We start from the raw sequence: 17,560 nt of genomic DNA on the forward strand, positions 1-17,560 counted from the left end.
CACATGCTTGACCGGTTAAAACAACTCCAGATTTCCAGCAAAGGCTATGTCGGAATACCGTTAGTTCTGCTAATGGTATTGGCAATGGTTATTCTGCCGTTGCCGCCACTACTGCTGGATGCTCTGTTTACCTTCAACATTGTACTGGCCATTCTGGTTTTACTGGTCAGTACAACAGCCAGACGTCCGCTGGACTTCTCCATATTCCCGACAATTTTGCTGATTGCTACGCTGCTGCGTCTGACGCTGAACGTTGCTTCGACCCGCGTCGTGTTGCTTGATGGCCATAACGGTGGCGATGCCGCGGGTAAAGTAATTCAGGCTTTTGGTGAAGTCGTGATCGGCGGTAACTACGTTGTTGGTATGGTGGTCTTTGTCATTCTGATGATCATCAACTTCGTGGTTATCACTAAAGGTGGCGAACGTATCTCAGAAGTTGCAGCCCGATTCACACTCGATGCCCTACCGGGTAAACAGATGGCGATAGATGCCGATCTTAACGCCGGTCTGATTGATCAGGACACAGCGCGCCAGCGTCGCCGTGAAGTGGCCAATGAAGCCGACTTCCACGGCTCCATGGATGGTGCATCCAAGTTCGTTCGCGGTGATGCCATCGCCGGCTTGCTAATCCTGTTTATCAATATCATCGGTGGTATTAGCATCGGGGTATTTGAACACGGTCTTGCTGCCTCTGAAGCGTTCAAGGTTTATGCACTGCTGACTATCGGTGATGGTCTGGTTGCCCAGATCCCGTCTCTGCTACTTGCTACTTCTGCTGCGATCATCGTTACGCGTATCAACGACAGCGACAACGGTATGTCGGAAACCATGCAGAAACAGCTGCTAGCGTCACCTGCCACTCTGTTTACCGTTGCCGCTATCATGCTGATGATCGGCATGGTACCGGGCATGCCTCATCTCGCCTTTTTCACCTTTGCTGCCGCGTTAGGTTTTGCCGGCTGGCGTCAGTATAAAAACCCTGCCGTTGATACACAGCTTGATGAAGTCGAAGTGATTTCTCAGGCGATGCAACAAGAAGACGCGCCACTGAGCTGGGATGATATTCCTCACGTGCACACTCTGTCACTGGCATTAGGATACCGTCTGGTTCACCTGGTGAATAAAGATCAGGGCGCACCTTTAACCAAACGTATTCGCGGCTTGCGACGTAACCTGTCTGAACAGGTCGGTTTTCTGCTGCCTGAAATCCGTATCCGTGACAACCTCAGCCTAAAACCGAACCAGTATACAATTGCACTTAACGGCGAAGTGATAGAACAAGGCTTTATTGAACCTGATCGTCTGATGGCAATCGCAGTGGGCGAAACCTACGGAGAAGTAGACGGCATTTTAGGCCACGACCCTGCATACCAGCTCCCTGCTGTATGGATTGAGCACAATGATAAAGCCAAAGCACTGAATATGGGTTACCAGGTTGTTGATGACGCAACCGTGATCGCAACACACATCAGTAAAGTAGTTAAGACAAACCTAGCGGAACTGTTTAATCATGATGACGTTGATGCGATAACCCAGCGTCTGACCCAGCAAGCACCAAAACTGGCAGAAGCACTCAGCGCCGCTTTAAACCCGGCACAGCAGCTGAAAGTTTACCGCCAGCTACTGCTTGATCAGGTACCTCTGAAAGACATCCGTACCATAGCTAACTCAATGCTAGAGTCTTCTGAAAACACCAAAGACCCAATTTTACTGGCAGCGGACATACGCTATTCGCTTCGACGCACCTTAATCAACTTGGTTGCGGGTCAAAAAAATGAGCTCAACGTATATGCACTGTCGGATGAACTTGAACAAATGCTGATGACCTCACTGCAACAAGCTCAGGCCAGTGGTAAAGTTATGTTGGACAGTTTCCCGATAGAACCAAACATTCTCAGTCAGTTTCAGCAGAATTTACCTTTAATTAAACAGCAATTGAAACAGCAGGGTATGGCACCGATCCTATTGGTGATGCCGCAACTGCGCCCGTTAATTGCTCGTTATGCGCGGACCTTCTCTCAAGGATTGGCGGTCTTGTCTTACAATGAAATCCCAGAAAACAAACAGATAAACGTGGTAGGAAACCTTGGCTAGTCTCAAATCATATCAAGCAATATACCTTTATCTTGATAAACTCATGGAAGCACATCTCGAAACGGATGATGATAAGCTGATTCACGATGCCTTCAAGCATAACGATATTCGTCATGCTTGCCAGGCAATCCGCGAAACTCGTTCAGGCGAAGTCGAGTTTCAGCACTTAACACTGCGCTTTGGCGGTGGAGGAGAACAGAGTGTCTATCAGTTCGAGCTGTCAGAAAAAATTGCCTACTGTCTAGATCTGTACAGTTTGTATCTCGCGCTGCGCCAGACCCGGTTTCAGATGGAAACATTCCACCCGGATTTGATCAGCAACGTAGTCGTTCCTTTAAAGCTGGATGCTCTGATCTGGCCGCCCGGAAAAGAGTTTTTCGAACAGGTTTTGCAGTGCCATAAGAGAGAGTTCTCTCATGTGATCCCTTCACTTCAGCTGAACGAGCATTCGAGTTTTACTCCTGTTGGCCAGATTCTCATTGAACAGATAAAGAATTTTGCACATGCATTGTGGTTCGAAGCTGTAGCACCTTGTCGTTATCTGGAGCAACTAGAGCCGTTTAAGCCAGATGTACTAAAGCTTGCTATTACACTCGAAGATAAAGAGTCACGCATGGCTTATCTCCCAATAGTGCGTTTTGTCAGAAAACTCAAAATTCAATGGGTAGCGAGCCGCGTCGCTTGTCAGGCAGAACTCAGCCAGTACAAACTGTTAGGTGCCAATTACTACTTTGGTTACTTTAGTGATATTCCGACCCCGCTATCTTTAAAAAGCTTCGGAACTGAGAACGAAAACTGGAACTAACCCTTAAGTTAATGTGAGCATTTATACCTCACTTTCCCTCCTCTTTTAAATGCTCCGAATCTGGCGCCAGCTACCGTCATTACAAGCCTCGGTGTGGCGCCAGAATAAAAAAAAGCAAATTAATTTAAAATTTAATTAATTTTCCCACTCCTTCAACCGCCTCTATTAATTAACGGGGAAAGACCCCTAGTCCTGAATCAAGTTACAGACTATTGAGAAAAACGAAGGAGTTTTACAATGGCTTTATCAATGCACACTAACTACGCATCACTAGTTACTCAAAACACACTTAGCAGCAACAACGAACTGTTAACAACAGCAATGGAACGCCTGAGTACTGGCCTTCGCATTAACTCTGCAGCTGACGATGCAGCAGGTCTTACAATTGCAAACAAACTAGAAGCGCAAACTCGCGGCATGTCTGTTGCAATGCGCAACTCTCAAGACGCTATCTCTATGCTACAAACTGCTGACGGCGCTCTAGACGAAATTACAAACATTGCGTACCGTATGAAAGACCTAGCAACACAAGCGTCGAACGGCACGAACGGTACAACTGAACTAGCAGCACTTGATGCGGAATACCAAGAGCTAAAAACAGAAGCAACTCGTATTCTTACTGAAACAACCTACGGTGCAGGCCAGAAGCTTCTTGTTGGCGGTAAACTTGCTGCAGCAGTTGATTTCCAGATTGGTGCGAGCGCTGCTGAAACACTAACTTTTGATATGTCAGCAGATCTAACAACTCTAAATACTGCAGCTACAACAGGTATTGGCGGTTTGACTACTAACGCACTTGCTAACGCTGAAATCACTGCAGTTGACGGCCTATTTGACGTAGTTAACACAGTACGTTCTTCTCTGGGTGCGAACATCAACCGCTTAGACCACACAATCAACAACCTGGCTAACGTTTCTGAGAACACTGCTGCTGCTAAAGGCCGTATCACTGATGCTGACTTCGCAGTTGAATCTTCAAACATGACGAAGAACCAAATGCTGATGCAAGCTGGTACAACAGTACTATCTCAGACAAACCAGCTACCAGGCATGGCAATGTCTCTACTTCGATAATGTAAGTCGCGGAGTCCTCCTCCTCCGCCTTATTTTATCCGTCCTAAAAACAGCCTCCCCCCAGAGGCTGTTTTTATTTTATTAGTCAATACGTTAAGAAACATAGCAGCACATCTTATTTAATCTCTCCCCCCTATTGGTCGCCTTTTATTATCAAAAGCATCCTCACTTAACGCACGAGGGAAATGCGGAACTGCACGTATGGAATCACAGCTTCCGCAAAGCGCTGGGTTTATAAATAACCCATTGTTAAATAACGATTTATTTTCTGGCATTCATCTTGCTCAACGTCATTAATGGAGCACGCGATGATGCGCGACACCAAGCTAAAACCTAGCGACGATACGGGAGTACTCCAATGAGTTCATTAGATCCAATTACGATGGCGACCCAATTGGCGACATATGATGTCCAGCCTTTTCAAGCACGCTATTCGACACAAACACAGCAGTACCAGTCACAGCTAAAAGCGCTGAAAGAAGTTGAAAGCGCGCTGCGAGATTTCCGCACAGCTGTAAGTGAAATGAACAGTAGTACCAGCAGCATCATCAAAAACAGCGCGACCACTTCAGAAGAAGGCTTCTTTTCTGCGAGCGCTGATGCGACCGCTCTTTCGGGCAGCTATCAAATCTTTGTCGAGCAGGTAGCGACTGCTCATCAGGTTTCAGCAAGCCTACCGGCTACGCTTGATTCGACGACAGAGATACCATTAACCGGAACCATGGAGTTCACAGTTAACGGCGAGACTATGACGCTCGATCTATCGACTGTCGACAGCGACGGAGATGGCGTTGCTACGATGGCGGATCTCGCTAAGGCAATCAATAACGACCCTAACAACCCCGGCGTCAACGCCACTCTGGTTCGCTCTAACGGACAAACACACTTCATGCTATCCAGTGAAGAAACGGGTGTTGCAAACAGCATTAGCGTCACCACTTCCGGTACGGGTCAAGCCTGGTTTGAAGACGGCTTTAATACGCTTAATGAAATTACTACCCCTCAAGACGCGATTATCTGGCTAGGCGCGAAAGATACCGGTCTAAAGCTGACAGAGAGTAGCAATACGTTCAGCAATGTCATTGACGGGGTTGATATTACGGTGACAAAGGCACAAAGCGCCACTGACGCAGCACTGACAATGGATATTGGCGCTGATGAAGAGGCTACTAAAGAACAGGTAAATAAGTTTATCGATGCCTACAACTCTTTGATGTCGACTATCGATAAATATTCCGAAGTAGACAGTGAATCTCAAACACGCCCGGTTCTGGCCAGCGACCCGACTTTACGTTCGATAGAAAGCCAGCTCAAATCCATGATCCGAAGTGATTTTGGTGGATTACGCCTGGCAGATGCTGGAATAGAAATTAACCGAGATGGCACGATGAAGCTGGACGCGGAGAAGTTTGAAGAGGCTCAGCTCAATAACAGTACCGCACTAGAAGAGATGTTTAACGGTGACGGCAATCTACTCGATTCAATTGACAGCTTAATGGAACCATATCTCCAGTTCTCGTCTGGATTATTCAAATCGCGTAAGGATGCCATCCAACAGAATATTGACCGAATAGATGATAAGCAGGTTGCGCTGGATCGTAAATACGATATGGCGTACGACCGCTACCTGAGACAATTTACTCAAATGAACACCATTATGCGCCAAATGAATCAAACCATGAGCATGTTTGGTTAATAACAACTAGGAGACAGTTATGTTAATGGGATCAGATTACGACTCATACCAACAAGTAGAACTGGATGCACAGGCAGCATCTGCCTCCCCGCATCAGTTAGTTGTGATGTTACTTGACGGACTGCTTGATGAGATAGAGCGCATCCGCGGTCATATGACCACGGAGCGATTGGCAGAAAAAGGGGCTGGTATCAACAAATGCATGAACATCATTGTTGGCCTCGATAGTGCGCTGGATACCGAAAAAGGCGGTGAAATCGCTGAAAACCTCCACCAGCTTTATGATTTCTGCCAGTTAGAGCTTTATCAGGCAAGCATCCACAACGACTTGAACAAGTTAGCTAATGTGGAGCAGGTGATGAATAACATTCGAGAAGGATGGGTAAATTATGGTCTACAAGCATAAAGTGTCTCCGGAACGTTTTCGTCATCTGTCTCAACTGATACAGATTTCTTTTAAAACAAAAGACTGGCATAGCCTGCAGCGTCACGACATCACGTTGAGAGAGCTGCTGACCGCCCATGAGCCTCATCTTAAGGATCCGCAACTGGCACCGGAAATTGAAAATGTCAGAGCGATCCACAAAGAAGCATTCGCAGCACTGCAAAAGGCGACGAAAGAGCTAGGTGAAGAACTTGGTACTACCCAGGCACATAATGAGCGGGCAAAAGCGTATGAGCTCGCCGTTGCCATGGAGTACTAAATGATGAATACGCCGTTATTGCAAGCATCATCGACCCAAATCTCCGCAGCGAAGACTCAGGTGGTCAACATACAGGACGCCCGCCCCTCCGGCAGCGCCGATGAACTGACCGCCAGTTTTCAGTTGGCAACAACAGACGCCAATACGCCGGATCAAGCGCTTTCCGGCTCTCAGGAAGAAACGTTGCTACTGACCGACGAGCCTGAACTTGCGGAGCTTGGAATGACAGAAATGGTGCCAGTGTTAATTGGTAACGCGCAAGGCACCGTCACGCCAGGTAATCCGCAAGTATCTGGCGAAGGTGCAATGGCGCTGGTAACACCTGCGACAGAGTCAGCTACGTTAGCCGGTTTTTCACATCCGGTACGAGAGGCTGCCAAGGACGTTTTGCTTAAGTTAAGCGAAACCAAAATGGATAAGCTACTTAACGTGCCTGCCTCTGGCAATCTGAACCCTTCTTCCTCTGCGTCGTCTTCTCCTACAGAGAGCGGAATGCTGCACACCACCGTTATGGGTTCAGTAGGTGAAAACAAAAGTAGCTTCCCTTTAACTGCATCCTCTAACGATCCGGTCTCACAACTGTCTGGAAGCCAAAGCTTAAAGGACATATTGCCCATCGCAATGGCTGCCCAGAATCACTCTCAATCCGGTACCGCAACGACTCAGAATGCGATTCATTTTGGAACTCCGGCTCAGGTTCACAGCACAGAGTGGGCCAGCATAAAAGTGGATACCAACGCTGCAAAGTGGGGAGAGCAAATGATGCAGGTGCTGCATGACAGAGTCACTCTGCAGGCACAACAGAACATGCAAGAAGCAAAGATTCGCCTCGACCCGCCCGAACTTGGAAAACTGAATCTGATTGTCCGTGTCGAAGGCGACACTCTCAACGTTCAGATTAATGCGAATGCTGCTTCTACCCGAGAGGCATTGGTGCAGGTTTCCGAACGATTACGCACTGAACTGCAAAATCAAAACTTTCTAAATGTGAATGTCAATGTCGGCTCAGATGACAGCCATCAGCAACAAGCGGCACAGCAAGAACTGGACGAATTCACGATTTTTTCAGCACGAGACACCAGTCAACCTGACTCGTTATCTAACCTGTCTGAGCACTGGCTCAGTACTCAAGCATAATTTTCGAGGAATAGATTTATGTCTAAAAAGCAGCTACTTGCCGTAGTTATTTCAGTGGCTATTACTAGTGTTCTGGTGTCAGCAGGAACATTTATAGGCGGGCTCTGGTTTTTGACCCATTCCAACCAGAGTGGAGAAAACAAAGAGTGGCTTGAAGGTACACCACTTTCCTTTCTGACTGAGAGCACGCCGGCATCAAAAGAGACCGAATCAAGCTTTCACTCTCTGGAAAAAATCGTGCTCAGTGTAAAAGGCAAAAAGCAATCTCATTTCGTTATGCTAGAAGTGGCCATAGAGACCAGAACCCGGAACGTATTCAAGCCATCGACCACTACATGCCTGTCGTGCGGAACTCGCTACTTAAGCTTTTCAGCGATAAGACATACGAAGCGTTAAGAGAACACGGAACAGTGAATCAGCTTCAGGAAGAAGTGAAAAAAAGCATACTTCTGGCTTTCGCTGACAACGATATCGCCCGCGATATCGATGACGTTTTGCTCACTAAATATGTACTCCAGTAGGTAGACGCTATGTTGGACATCAATTTTCAGGAAGATTATGGCGTGGAAGGAGATATTCACTCCCCTTCCAATGCTATTGATGAAAACAAGCTTCTAAAGCAACACCAGATTCTGGTCAAACGTATCGTCAACCAGCTCAGAATCCATGCCAATCAACACTGCACGATAGAAGATATGCAGCAGATTGGCCTTATCGGGTTACTGGAAGCCGGTCGCCGCTACGGTGATATCGACGATACGAACTTTCCTGCCTTCGCAGTATGCCGAATCCGTGGCGCAATTCTCGATGAGCTGCGCCGTCTCGACTGGCGTTCACGTAAAACCCGTCAGCAGGCTCATGAACTGAATGACATAACGCGTGACTTAACCCGCGCCTTGGGTAGGCAGCCTTCCGATACCGAGATCATGCAGGCGCTGGGGACAAACCAGGAAGATTACCTTGCTCGCCAGAATGCAGCACTGGCCGGTGAAATGCAGAGTCTGGATCAGCTGATTGAGAACGGCATTGAAAACCACCTGGACGCTCACTATGACGGCATGGCACACGAGCAGACACGACGCAGTCTGGAATCTGCAATGGAAAGTCTCTCTAAAAGGGACCAGTTGATGCTGACCTTGTTTTACCAGCATGAGCTTAACCTGAATGAAATCGCACTGGTGCTAAACCTGACACCTCCGAGAGTTTGTCAGCTGCACAAGCAAGCACTAAAACAACTCAACCAATACCTGTCTTCCTAGGAGTTATAAATGCAAAAGTTTTTTGGAGCCATTACCATATTATTGTGCGTGTTTGGTGGATACATGTGGGCAGGCGGGAAGATGGGGGCTATATGGCAACCTGCAGAATTCCTGATCATCATTGGTGCTTCTTTCGGCTCACTGATCGTTGGCAACCCTCCACAAGTGCTAAAAGAAATGCGCAGCCAACTTCGCTCTACTATTTCCGGCGCGAAAAACGAACGTGAATACTATATGCAGCTAATGGCCCTGCTTCAGAGTCTGCTTGAAACCGTGCGAAATGGCGGATTTAAATCTCTGGACAGCCATATTGAAGAGCCACAAAACAGTGAGTTAATCAACCGCTACCCTCTAGTTGCAGCCGATTACCGCCTGATCTCATTTATTACCGACAACCTTCGTCTGATGGCAATGGGCCAGATGTCTCCACATGAGTTAGAGGGCTTGCTTGAGCAGGAAATCGACGCTATCGAAACCGATCTTCTGCTGCCATCCCGATCTTTACAACGCACTGCAGAAGCATTGCCGGGTTTTGGGATACTGGCTGCAGTCGGCGGCATCATCATCACCATGCAGGCGATCGACGGATCAATTGCAATGGTTGGCTACCACGTTGCGGCTGCTCTGGTTGGTACTTTTCTTGGTATATTCGGCTGCTATTGCTGCCTAGACCCACTAAGCAACGCCATGGCACAGCGTGTAAAGCGCAACATGTCTGCATTTGAATGTGTGCGAGAGACACTTGTTGCCTACGTAGCTAAAAAACCAACCTTGCTCGCAATTGACGCTGGTCGCAAACATATTCAACTGGACATTAAACCTACCTTTAACCAGATGGAAAAATGGCTGGCTGAGCAGGAGGCATAATGCAAAAGCAAGAACATGTGGTATTCAAACGAACGAAAGCAAAGACACATGAAGAGTTTCACGGCGGCGCATGGAAAGTCGCTTTCGCGGACTTCATGATCGCCTTGATGGCACTCTTTCTTGTACTCTGGATCTTGCAGGTGGTTGATAAGGATGAGCGTAAAGCCATCATTGCTCAGTTACAAAGTGCCAGTGTTTTTGAAAATAGCTTCAACTATCCCTTTGACACGGCTCAGAGTATTTCTCCGATTGATCTGGCATCAGACTCGTCTGTTCCAAGCCGTCACGACTCCAACCATGTTGTCACTTCATTTTTCCAGGGAGATGGTGACGGGCCAGAGAGCGACTCACTCATTCCCGGCAATTATGACACGCAGGAACAACTTGCGGCTCTGGCAAAAGTGGTCGAAAACGCAGTACGTCAAAGCAGCGCCCAGGGTAACGTGAATGTTACAGTGACCCCGCAAGGCTTACGCATTGTGCTTCAAGATGATTACAAGCAGCATATGTTCAGCCGTGGCGGAGACGAGCTGACACCATTTTTTGAAGACCTGCTGTTAGCTATGTCGCCAATATTCGAAAAGGTGACTAATCCGCTCATCATCAGTGGACATACCGATGCGACCCTGTTTAAACATCGATTAAGTGGTGAAACGAACTGGGAGCTCTCCTCTTCTCGTGCTAATGCCGCAAGACAAACTTTAGTATCAGGAGGAATGCCAGAAGCACGTGTACTTCAGGTAACCGGCATGTCTGATCGTGCCCTGTTAAATGAGGAAAATCCGGATTCAAGTGAAAACCGCCGTATTGAGTTGTTTGTTCTCACTACTGTGGCTGCTCAGGTACTGGAAACTTTCTTTGGCAATCAACACGATAGCGAATTACAAAAAGCACGTGAAAAAGCTGAATTTAATCAACCTGTTATTCGACAAACGGCAACGAACAAACCGTTAAGTTCTGAAAACGCTTAATTCAGAAACGGGAATTTAGGGTCTCTTGACCTAGTAACTTTGATGGCCGACCATTTTTACAGCGTAAATGGTCGGCTTCTGAATAGTCCAACTAAAGTAAGCACGCATATGCCTGTTCATATTGAAAATCAAAGAAAAGATGGGTTAAAGAAAGCCTTTATGTGGCTGATCATTATCGACTATGCGCTGCTCGCTTTTTTTCTCAGCCAGCTGTACAACTTAACGTTAAACAGCGGAACGGCTATCAGTACTCTGTTACTCGTTTACAATATTCTGCTGACGTTTCTCTGCTTCCAGCGAACTGAGAAACAAGACGCCTACATTCTTTACCCCACCCTTTCGGCGACTCTGTTAGCGTTTATATGTTTTCTCTATTTCTTTTTCCTGGTGTAAAGCAGTCTCTGCTTTTCGCGTTAAAGGTCTAACAATCAGTAAGCTAATACAACCATCTGAAATTTCAGCTAAACCTTTCACCAATAGCTGCCGCCTATAAATAATAAGTCGTTGTCATTTAATAGACAGAGAAAAATATGAAGGTATTAAAAGCAACCCCCTTGCTACTCAGTTTAATGTTATTGGGCTGCAGCGTCACACCCAGCCCGGTTCCAGACGCACAATGCGTAGGTGTAATGACTTCTCAGGATGCCTACGGAAATATGAACCCTGACAATTTTACCGTACAGGTTTTAGCGTTGAGACAAGAGGCTGATGTTCAGGAATATATCAGCCAGATTAAGTCCGACTATCCGGTGTGGGTAAACTGGAAATCTAGCCGGGGAGCACGTTGGTATGCAGTAACAGCCGGAGACTTTAAGACAAAAGATGAGGCGGCTCGCGCTATTCAACACTTACCCCGACATGTACAACGTTCCGAACCATTCATCCTGACCTTCGAACAGATGAAAATGCAACAAGAAACCAATGTAGTACGCATACGATAGATTTATCCGCCAGAGGTTGGATTACACATCAGTACTAAAAGGTTTTTCCGTCTTCGTTTCAGCCAGCCTCGGCTGAAACGTCTATCCCCTGTTCTAAACAAAAACGGTTTGACTGAAAGAGTTGCTGGCTACTGGTCAAGCTCATGAGTAACTAACTGCATCATCATAACTTCTACATCATTTTGATGATATTTTTCGTGTTTAATCGTCCTCCAGCCCAATGATTGGTATAGCTCAGAGCTTTTCTCTGTGAACAGGTAAATCTCAGCCATACCACTACTTTTGGCTTGTTCCTGAACATGATTTATTAACAAACGACCTAACCCCTCTCCTCTGTACTCAGGTTTGATAAATACATTGGCGAGCCATGGAGAAAGATGCCTGTTAGTTTCCATATCATGATGAACAATTGATGCACTGCCAACCGGCTTGTCTTTATCTATTAAAACCCATGTCGTAGGTATGAGATCATCAATCAGAGACTGCTTTAGATCCTCTATAAAATCATGAAACGTGTCATCAGGGTATAAGTGTTGCCATTCTTGATAATGCCAGTCTGCAATCTCATTTAAAAAGCAGAGGCAGTCATTTAATTGTTTTATTTCCATAGAGATATACCTGTTCACCACAAGACACTAACTTGAATACTTAATCGGGTTATACAAGTATGAAAATCTGTTGTGAAGGGCATTAATACAGTTAAGTCACCGTTATCTGTAACTCAGTCACTCTTTACTTCTTGCGAAGGCCTTTCGAAAACATCGACTCTGAGTTGACCTGTATTATTCCCATATCGACTTCGCCAGTCATTAGCAAATAAATACAAACGTCGGCTCTCTTCATCCTGGCCCTTTAATGATGAAGGGGCAGTCCAGCGCCGCTGAGCGCCTATTACAAAATTAAGAGCCGGTTCATCCCAGTTCGCTCCGACAGAACCGCACAACGTGAATATTGGTTTCCATTTTATGCGGTTGAAATAGTTAAGCGGGTTCCAATCTGGTCCCCACCCATAAGCCCCGCAGCCAATAAACCAATCCGCCCAACATCCCTTCGCAACAAACAAGTACTCCATACCCGGCCTGATGACCACATTTGTGTAATTATTTTGCTTTGCCGCTTCAACGTTCACACAATCGAGCTTGGTAGCACCTGCCAGATCTAAATCGACCGATTTAGAACGGTATGAACCTGCCGACAGCCAGCCAATACCAAACAACGCAAGGCCATACAACTCTGACCAAAACATTGGAGCGTAACGCTTGCCATCATTACCAAACAGGTAAACCAGCGGAATACCGAACAGCATCAGTAAACTGATTATGCAGTACCCATTAGACCTTATATTTTGTTGTTTATATTTCGCCCGTAGTGAGAAAAACCCCATCAGCAAGACCAAACAGGCAAACAAGAAGACCGCGAACAGAGTGTGAATAAAATCGTGATAACCGGCAGTTAATGCTGCAACCCAGCTCACCGGGGTATCACAAGTGGGATTAAGCCTGCACCGGCCGGAACCAGAGCCACGACTAAGGCGGATACTCCCGCCAACTTACTTAACCAATACTCACTGTCTTTCTTGCAAACTCCCGTTCCGTTATAAGATGCCAAAGCAAACGCTACCGCTGTCATGCACCCAACAAAAATGTCACGGGAGTCGGTCCAGTAGGATGCGCTAATTGAATCCATTTCTCCTACTTTGTCACCTGCAAACAATAGCACGGAGATCGGCATGAATAAGGCAACAATACCAATACCTATGCGTACGGTTTTATGATCGACAATACGGCGGCCTTCTTCCTGAGCCATGAACCCCTCGCTTTATTCAGAATAAAGATAAACACAAACCTATTCTAGTATAGTGTTCCAGCGGGCGTCGTTAATGTATTTAAAACAAACTCAACACAAATAGAAAATCATTTGAAGCCAGTATATATCAGCTACTAGTGCAAAGCTTAACTCACCTCTTTTAGGTGTAATTTCCCCTAACCAAAGTTATCAGAAGCAACTTCATTGTTAGCGTTTCTGGCCACAATTAGTAATCTTGCGAGCTAACGCCCTATATTGCCATTAACTTATAGATTATCGGTTGAAGTACCATCAGATAGGCTACATCATTGCCATTTAATAAGCATTAGTAACCTAGTACATGCGTAACGTGTGAAGGGGTAATTAATTATCATTAATGGATTAATTTAGGCAAAAAGATGAAATCTTATATTTTAGGTAAAGGAAGTCATAGGTTTGGAAATGGTAGTAAGAGAGAGCATTTGTATTGCATTGAATACCACCCCGAAAACTTAGCTAACCCTTTTGGTGTTTGGGAGGGTGTCCGTGAGCGAGATTACGGTTCAAACATATCAGCGGAGCAATTACTTACAAAACCATTTGATCACTTTTTATACGACACTAACTCTGAATGGCTAATACCATTATTAGAGAAGGTTAACAACGATTGTGATCTAAAACCAGACGATGTCATACAAGCATATATTGCTAAGTATGGTGAAGAGCCAACAGTGATAACTTGGTGAGAACTAAATTCTAAACTGATGAATATAACCAAGTTGATTCATTTCTGACATGCTAATTTAAACTATTTTCTAAGATACAGATTAGTAGAACGGTTAGTATTTCCCTTTATTTATAACAGCCCTAATATCCATGCCTGATGTAGAAGGCATAATATTTTAAGGCTGGAGGTTATTTTTATAATCAGACAGAAACAGTTTGGGTCAACACCACCAGAACATTAATGACCAATAGTTTTCTGAACCTATATAAGCTAATTGTGGTAATTAAACTAGTACTGTTCAGAATATATGTTTGTATCTTGGACCAACAACACCTAAAGTGGTTAAAACCTCTGAGGTATAACGATAACTAATAATAAAGCCCACCTTAGTGGGCTTTTTCTGATTTAGTTAGATAAGCCTAGTCTGTCAGAAGGCTTTCAATCAACTCGCAAGTGTACTCCAGATTCCCTCTCTCAACGACATTAGCCAGGCCTTTGCGCGGCTCGTCCGCTGTTCCTGGTCCATGACCATCGCCCGACGGGTCAGCGGAATGGCCACCCTGGTCGAAGTCAGCTTCTTTGATCATCTCCATGGTCAGTTTCCCCCAATTACACTCTACCGTCATCGATTTTACGGGTGGGGTTGCAAATGCAGACGCAGCAAATATGGTCGTAAGTCCTGCAAAAATCACAGGTATACATACTTTAGATATATTCATAATCTCCTCCGTTCTTTTACCTGTATCGACGGCGAAATATCACCATCGCTTTATACTGTAGCCCACATCTCATCTGCGCTCCCGAACACTACCCTGTAGAACGAAAGCTTGAAGATATAAAAGCCTGAGGCTGCGGGTTTGAACTACACTTTTATGGAGGAAAAACGAGGAGTTGGATTGCTACGCAACTATGTGAATTGAAGTTGGGTAACTAATTAGGAGAAGGAGAAAAGTCACATGGCAAAATACAAAGTCGGATACTTCGTTGGTAGTTTATCTTCCAACTCAATTAACAGAATGCTTGCAAAAGCACTCGCTCGTTTGGCACCGCCAGAGCTTGAGTTAGTGGAAATCCCAATTAAAGATCTACCTCTTTACAGCCCCGATTATGATGACGATTTCCCTCCTGTCGCGCGAGAGTTTAAACAAGCCATTGCAGATATGGATGGTGTTCTTTTTGTAACGCCTGAGTATAACCGCTCCATACCTGGCGGATTGAAAAACGCGATAGACTGGGCGAGTCGGCCATGGGGACAAAATTCCTTTACTGCCAAGCCGTCAGGTGTGATTGGTGCGTCGCCGGGCTCTATCGGAACTGCATTAGCGCAGCAAAGTTTGCGTGGTGTTTTATGTTTTTGCAACTCTCCGCTGATGAACACAGTAGAAGCTTACGTCCAATTTAAGCCGGGGCTTATTACTGAAGATGGCGTGGTTACCGATGAGAGAACAGCTGAGTTCCTGCGTAATTACATGACAGAATTACACGCTTTCATCGTTCGCGTTCTCACCGTGCTACCCCGGACGTCTACAAAGTGCGAGTAGTTCTCCCTAAAAGTGTCGTCATCGGAAAGTGACGCTCTTAAACCAAGTGGAACTAAATTACGTTCGAGCATTTTTACGGTCTGCTTGCCGCCAGAGCGGCCATAAAACTGGACCGTTAAACACCGAGCTAGTAAGAGGTTAGCTCGCTAGGTACGAGGGTCACTGATAGTGCTAATGAGGTTAAGAAATTATAAAGTTAGACAGCTTTGAGCTGTCAAAACATTTCCACATTAGATCGCTATATTCACAGAAACTAACCAAATTTATTCAGCATTTTTCTCATCTATTGTCCATACTAAACCAAAGGTTAACTGTATCTCTAACTGAAACTCATCAATTAGATTAGTTTTTGCAAATAGGCAGTCCTAAAAGATAGTGACTCTTGTGATGGTGATAGCAAGGTAAGTCATCCATAGTTCACCAAATATGAAGATTGAGAATATGAGTACAGGAATAGTTAAGTGGTTCAATGGTGATAAAGGATTCGGTTTTATTACACCAGACGATGGCAGTAAAGATTTGTTCGTTCATCATTCGGAAATTAAAATGAGTGGTTATAAATCGCTGAATGAAGGTCAGAAAGTCGAATTTGAAATAGGACAAGGACAAAAAGGTCCGTGTGCGACTAATGTAAAGCCAATATAAAGTAAGCCATGAAGTGAAGCTTAACTTGTTTGGAAAACAGACTCACTAAGTTAATTTTGAGTCTGTTTACTCTACCCCGTCACATTCAATCGGCTTATTCTTTTTGTTTAACGCTGATAATACTCCTACAAGCTGGTAGCTGCCATATCGCTACGTCTAGTAACATCGCCCCAACATATAGTGTTCAGCTGCTTTAAACCTAGACTAAATAATTTTAGGTTGCAGTAGTCCGTAAAAGTCCACATCTCTAACTACGCATCAAGGCAACGACGGTATGTCGCTTTACATTCGCTTGTGCGTTTAGCGCTTTAAACGAGGAAGTAAACGCGCCTGAAGTTGACATGGCATCGAACTGAGCAAGCTTCTCGTTGACTTCATTTATCGTCAGCGTGTTGGATTGTTTCTGAATAGATTGCATTTGTGAGCCAAGATCTGCGTTAATGCTACGTGCCTGCTCTAGGCTCTTTTGCACCTGCTTTAAGTGCTGGTTCACCTTGATAATGGTGTTTTTGATCCCGTCCCTTGAACCAAGATCAAACCTAAGCTCTGCAATACCATCCGGCTCAGATTTCAGATTCAGCTGGTTTGCCTGACCTGCAGGAAAACGATACCCCTGACCGGTGACCATCACCTTTTGCTGCATTTGATGATAAGCCTGCTCCGAAGACTCAAACAGAATGGTACCGTCATTGGAAAGCGACGCTCTTAAACCAAGTGGGACTAAGCTGCGATCGAGCATTTTTACGGTCTGCTTGCCGTCAGAGCGGCCATCAAACTGCACCACGACAGACTGCCCCTGAGGAAAGTCGAGCCTTATTTGCTCAGCTCGTTCGCTTTGTCGGTGTACATTAAGACCGGGAATCGAAAAACGGCGCACATCAGCTTGGTTTAACGTTAGATTAAGCTCATTGTTTACCACTCTGTTGCCGTCAAATCTCGACTGTTCAAGCACAGAGCGGATATTATCTTTTGAGCGGCTTAGTTCATTTTGTAACTCTGGTTGCTTCTCTACTCCATGATTGAGCGCCTGAGTAAGACCTCGCTTAACCATAGTCAGCTCTTTTCCAACAGCTTGCAGCGCTTTTGTTGCCATCTGTACCGATGTAGCTTGTTGCTGCCCCTGCGTGAGCATAATGCCAGAAACAGAGTAAGACACAGAAGGAGTCGTTCGACTGGTTACTTTGCGTGAAACACTGGCACCGGCTGCGTCAGTCGTTCGCGACGACGCAATTGAAGTATTATCTCTGCCAGGTACTCGAAGATCGTACGAGCGAACCTCTACAGTACTCATTACCATAACGGGAAATCCTGCTT

The 17,560-nt window shown here is 45.6% G+C and carries 20 protein-coding genes and 1 pseudogene; 16 read left to right on the top strand and 5 right to left on the bottom strand.

Annotation, left to right across the window (positions count from 1 at the left end):
- Positions 1 to 3: 3 nt before the first annotated feature.
- From flhA to KHN79_RS20670, 13 genes and pseudogenes are all read left to right on the top strand, one after another.
- Positions 4 to 2,094 (top strand): flagellar biosynthesis protein FlhA, encoded by a 2,091-nt coding sequence (gene flhA, locus KHN79_RS20610; RefSeq protein ID WP_182010834.1) that lies wholly within the window; start codon positions 4 to 6, stop codon positions 2,092 to 2,094.
- The gene (locus tag KHN79_RS20615) at positions 2,087 to 2,899 is read left to right on the top strand and encodes a diguanylate phosphodiesterase (RefSeq protein WP_182010833.1); all 813 of its coding nucleotides are present in this window, start codon (positions 2,087 to 2,089) and stop codon (positions 2,897 to 2,899) included. Before flhA ends, KHN79_RS20615 begins: the two co-directional genes overlap by 8 nt.
- A 237-nt stretch (positions 2,900 to 3,136) precedes the next feature.
- Positions 3,137 to 3,973 carry a lateral flagellin LafA gene (gene lafA, locus KHN79_RS20620; RefSeq protein WP_182010832.1) on the top strand — a complete coding sequence of 279 codons (837 nt, stop codon included), beginning with the start codon at positions 3,137 to 3,139 and terminating at the stop codon, positions 3,971 to 3,973.
- 358 nt (positions 3,974 to 4,331) lie between these two features.
- Positions 4,332 to 5,669: a flagellar filament capping protein FliD gene (gene fliD / locus KHN79_RS20625; RefSeq protein WP_182010831.1), complete on the top strand. Its 1,338-nt coding sequence runs from the start codon at positions 4,332 to 4,334 to the stop codon at positions 5,667 to 5,669.
- Positions 5,670 to 5,688: 19 nt separating this feature from the next.
- Positions 5,689 to 6,075: a flagellar export chaperone FliS gene (gene fliS / locus KHN79_RS20630; RefSeq protein WP_182010830.1), complete on the top strand. Its 387-nt coding sequence runs from the start codon at positions 5,689 to 5,691 to the stop codon at positions 6,073 to 6,075.
- Positions 6,059 to 6,373, top strand: coding sequence for a LafD (locus tag KHN79_RS20635; protein ID WP_182010829.1), 315 nt, complete (start codon positions 6,059 to 6,061; stop codon positions 6,371 to 6,373). Before fliS ends, KHN79_RS20635 begins: the two co-directional genes overlap by 17 nt.
- The gene (locus KHN79_RS20640; protein ID WP_244812721.1) at positions 6,374 to 7,510 is read left to right on the top strand and encodes a flagellar hook-length control protein FliK; all 1,137 of its coding nucleotides are present in this window, start codon (positions 6,374 to 6,376) and stop codon (positions 7,508 to 7,510) included.
- 18 nt (positions 7,511 to 7,528) lie between these two features.
- A pseudogene (locus KHN79_RS20645) lies at positions 7,529 to 8,031 on the top strand (flagellar basal body-associated FliL family protein).
- A gap of 9 nt (positions 8,032 to 8,040) precedes the next feature.
- Positions 8,041 to 8,769 (top strand): FliA/WhiG family RNA polymerase sigma factor, encoded by a 729-nt coding sequence (locus tag KHN79_RS20650; protein ID WP_182010827.1) that lies wholly within the window; start codon positions 8,041 to 8,043, stop codon positions 8,767 to 8,769.
- Positions 8,770 to 8,778: 9 nt separating this feature from the next.
- The gene (gene motA / locus KHN79_RS20655; protein WP_182010826.1) at positions 8,779 to 9,636 is read left to right on the top strand and encodes a flagellar motor stator protein MotA; all 858 of its coding nucleotides are present in this window, start codon (positions 8,779 to 8,781) and stop codon (positions 9,634 to 9,636) included.
- Positions 9,636 to 10,607, top strand: coding sequence for a flagellar motor protein MotB (locus tag KHN79_RS20660; RefSeq protein ID WP_182010825.1), 972 nt, complete (start codon positions 9,636 to 9,638; stop codon positions 10,605 to 10,607). The genes motA and KHN79_RS20660 overlap by 1 nt, the downstream gene beginning before the upstream one ends.
- A gap of 108 nt (positions 10,608 to 10,715) precedes the next feature.
- Positions 10,716 to 11,000 (top strand): hypothetical protein, encoded by a 285-nt coding sequence (locus KHN79_RS20665; RefSeq protein ID WP_182010901.1) that lies wholly within the window; start codon positions 10,716 to 10,718, stop codon positions 10,998 to 11,000.
- Positions 11,001 to 11,137: 137 nt separating this feature from the next.
- Positions 11,138 to 11,548, top strand: a complete 411-nt coding sequence (locus tag KHN79_RS20670; RefSeq protein WP_182010824.1) for an SPOR domain-containing protein — start codon at positions 11,138 to 11,140, stop codon at positions 11,546 to 11,548.
- Positions 11,549 to 11,676: 128 nt separating this feature from the next.
- Here KHN79_RS20670 and KHN79_RS20675 read toward each other — a convergent pair whose 3' ends face one another.
- From KHN79_RS20675 to KHN79_RS20685, 3 genes are all read right to left on the bottom strand, one after another.
- Entirely contained in the window at positions 11,677 to 12,156 is a 480-nt protein-coding gene (locus KHN79_RS20675) for a GNAT family N-acetyltransferase (RefSeq protein ID WP_182010823.1), read from the bottom strand.
- Positions 12,157 to 12,269: 113 nt separating this feature from the next.
- The gene (locus tag KHN79_RS20680) at positions 12,270 to 13,022 is read right to left on the bottom strand and encodes a hypothetical protein (protein ID WP_182010822.1); all 753 of its coding nucleotides are present in this window, start codon (positions 13,020 to 13,022) and stop codon (positions 12,270 to 12,272) included.
- Entirely contained in the window at positions 13,019 to 13,354 is a 336-nt protein-coding gene (locus KHN79_RS20685) for a hypothetical protein (RefSeq protein ID WP_182010821.1), read from the bottom strand. The genes KHN79_RS20680 and KHN79_RS20685 overlap by 4 nt, the downstream gene beginning before the upstream one ends.
- Positions 13,355 to 13,752: 398 nt before the next feature.
- Here KHN79_RS20685 and KHN79_RS20690 point away from each other — a divergent pair, with 398 nt between their 5' ends.
- Positions 13,753 to 14,079 carry a hypothetical protein gene (locus tag KHN79_RS20690; RefSeq protein WP_182010820.1) on the top strand — a complete coding sequence of 109 codons (327 nt, stop codon included), beginning with the start codon at positions 13,753 to 13,755 and terminating at the stop codon, positions 14,077 to 14,079.
- A gap of 400 nt (positions 14,080 to 14,479) precedes the next feature.
- Here the strand turns inward: KHN79_RS20690 and KHN79_RS20695 are convergent, their stop codons facing one another.
- Positions 14,480 to 14,779 (bottom strand): hypothetical protein, encoded by a 300-nt coding sequence (locus tag KHN79_RS20695; RefSeq protein WP_182010819.1) that lies wholly within the window; start codon positions 14,777 to 14,779, stop codon positions 14,480 to 14,482.
- 237 nt (positions 14,780 to 15,016) lie between these two features.
- Between KHN79_RS20695 and KHN79_RS20700 the strand changes: the two genes are divergently transcribed.
- Together KHN79_RS20700 and KHN79_RS20705 are read left to right on the top strand one after the other, a co-directional pair.
- Positions 15,017 to 15,601 (top strand): NADPH-dependent FMN reductase, encoded by a 585-nt coding sequence (locus KHN79_RS20700; protein WP_182010818.1) that lies wholly within the window; start codon positions 15,017 to 15,019, stop codon positions 15,599 to 15,601.
- A gap of 441 nt (positions 15,602 to 16,042) precedes the next feature.
- On the top strand, positions 16,043 to 16,246 hold the full coding sequence (locus KHN79_RS20705) for a cold-shock protein (RefSeq protein ID WP_182010817.1): 204 nt from the start codon (positions 16,043 to 16,045) through the stop codon (positions 16,244 to 16,246).
- Positions 16,247 to 16,493: 247 nt separating this feature from the next.
- On the opposite strand, the gene KHN79_RS20710 is transcribed toward KHN79_RS20705, so the two are convergent.
- Positions 16,494 to 17,543, bottom strand: a complete 1,050-nt coding sequence (locus tag KHN79_RS20710) for a flagellin (RefSeq protein WP_182010816.1) — start codon at positions 17,541 to 17,543, stop codon at positions 16,494 to 16,496.
- Positions 17,544 to 17,560: the final 17 nt, after the last annotated feature.

It is taken from the genome of Vibrio sp. B1FLJ16 (genome assembly GCF_905175385.1).
GTDB lineage: Bacteria > Pseudomonadota > Gammaproteobacteria > Enterobacterales > Vibrionaceae > Vibrio.

What these genes read in the sequence shown, in the direction of transcription:
- KHN79_RS20650 (WP_182010827.1), top strand. Translation starts at nt 8,041, where the DNA reads ATGTTGGACATCAATTTTCAGGAAGATTATGGCGTGGAAGGAGATATT.
- KHN79_RS20685 (WP_182010821.1), bottom strand. Translation starts at nt 13,354, where the DNA reads ATGGCTCAGGAAGAAGGCCGCCGTATTGTCGATCATAAAACCGTACGC.
- fliS (WP_182010830.1), top strand. Translation starts at nt 5,689, where the DNA reads ATGTTAATGGGATCAGATTACGACTCATACCAACAAGTAGAACTGGAT.
- fliD (WP_182010831.1), top strand. Translation starts at nt 4,332, where the DNA reads ATGAGTTCATTAGATCCAATTACGATGGCGACCCAATTGGCGACATAT.
- motA (WP_182010826.1), top strand. Translation starts at nt 8,779, where the DNA reads ATGCAAAAGTTTTTTGGAGCCATTACCATATTATTGTGCGTGTTTGGT.
- lafA (WP_182010832.1), top strand. Translation starts at nt 3,137, where the DNA reads ATGGCTTTATCAATGCACACTAACTACGCATCACTAGTTACTCAAAAC.
- KHN79_RS20675 (WP_182010823.1), bottom strand. Translation starts at nt 12,156, where the DNA reads ATGGAAATAAAACAATTAAATGACTGCCTCTGCTTTTTAAATGAGATT.
- KHN79_RS20700 (WP_182010818.1), top strand. Translation starts at nt 15,017, where the DNA reads ATGGCAAAATACAAAGTCGGATACTTCGTTGGTAGTTTATCTTCCAAC.
- KHN79_RS20705 (WP_182010817.1), top strand. Translation starts at nt 16,043, where the DNA reads ATGAGTACAGGAATAGTTAAGTGGTTCAATGGTGATAAAGGATTCGGT.
- KHN79_RS20710 (WP_182010816.1), bottom strand. Translation starts at nt 17,543, where the DNA reads ATGGTAATGAGTACTGTAGAGGTTCGCTCGTACGATCTTCGAGTACCT.
- KHN79_RS20640 (WP_244812721.1), top strand. Translation starts at nt 6,374, where the DNA reads ATGATGAATACGCCGTTATTGCAAGCATCATCGACCCAAATCTCCGCA.
- KHN79_RS20690 (WP_182010820.1), top strand. Translation starts at nt 13,753, where the DNA reads ATGAAATCTTATATTTTAGGTAAAGGAAGTCATAGGTTTGGAAATGGT.
- flhA (WP_182010834.1), top strand. Translation starts at nt 4, where the DNA reads ATGCTTGACCGGTTAAAACAACTCCAGATTTCCAGCAAAGGCTATGTC.
- KHN79_RS20670 (WP_182010824.1), top strand. Translation starts at nt 11,138, where the DNA reads ATGAAGGTATTAAAAGCAACCCCCTTGCTACTCAGTTTAATGTTATTG.
- KHN79_RS20635 (WP_182010829.1), top strand. Translation starts at nt 6,059, where the DNA reads ATGGTCTACAAGCATAAAGTGTCTCCGGAACGTTTTCGTCATCTGTCT.
- KHN79_RS20665 (WP_182010901.1), top strand. Translation starts at nt 10,716, where the DNA reads ATGCCTGTTCATATTGAAAATCAAAGAAAAGATGGGTTAAAGAAAGCC.
- KHN79_RS20660 (WP_182010825.1), top strand. Translation starts at nt 9,636, where the DNA reads ATGCAAAAGCAAGAACATGTGGTATTCAAACGAACGAAAGCAAAGACA.
- KHN79_RS20695 (WP_182010819.1), bottom strand. Translation starts at nt 14,779, where the DNA reads ATGAATATATCTAAAGTATGTATACCTGTGATTTTTGCAGGACTTACG.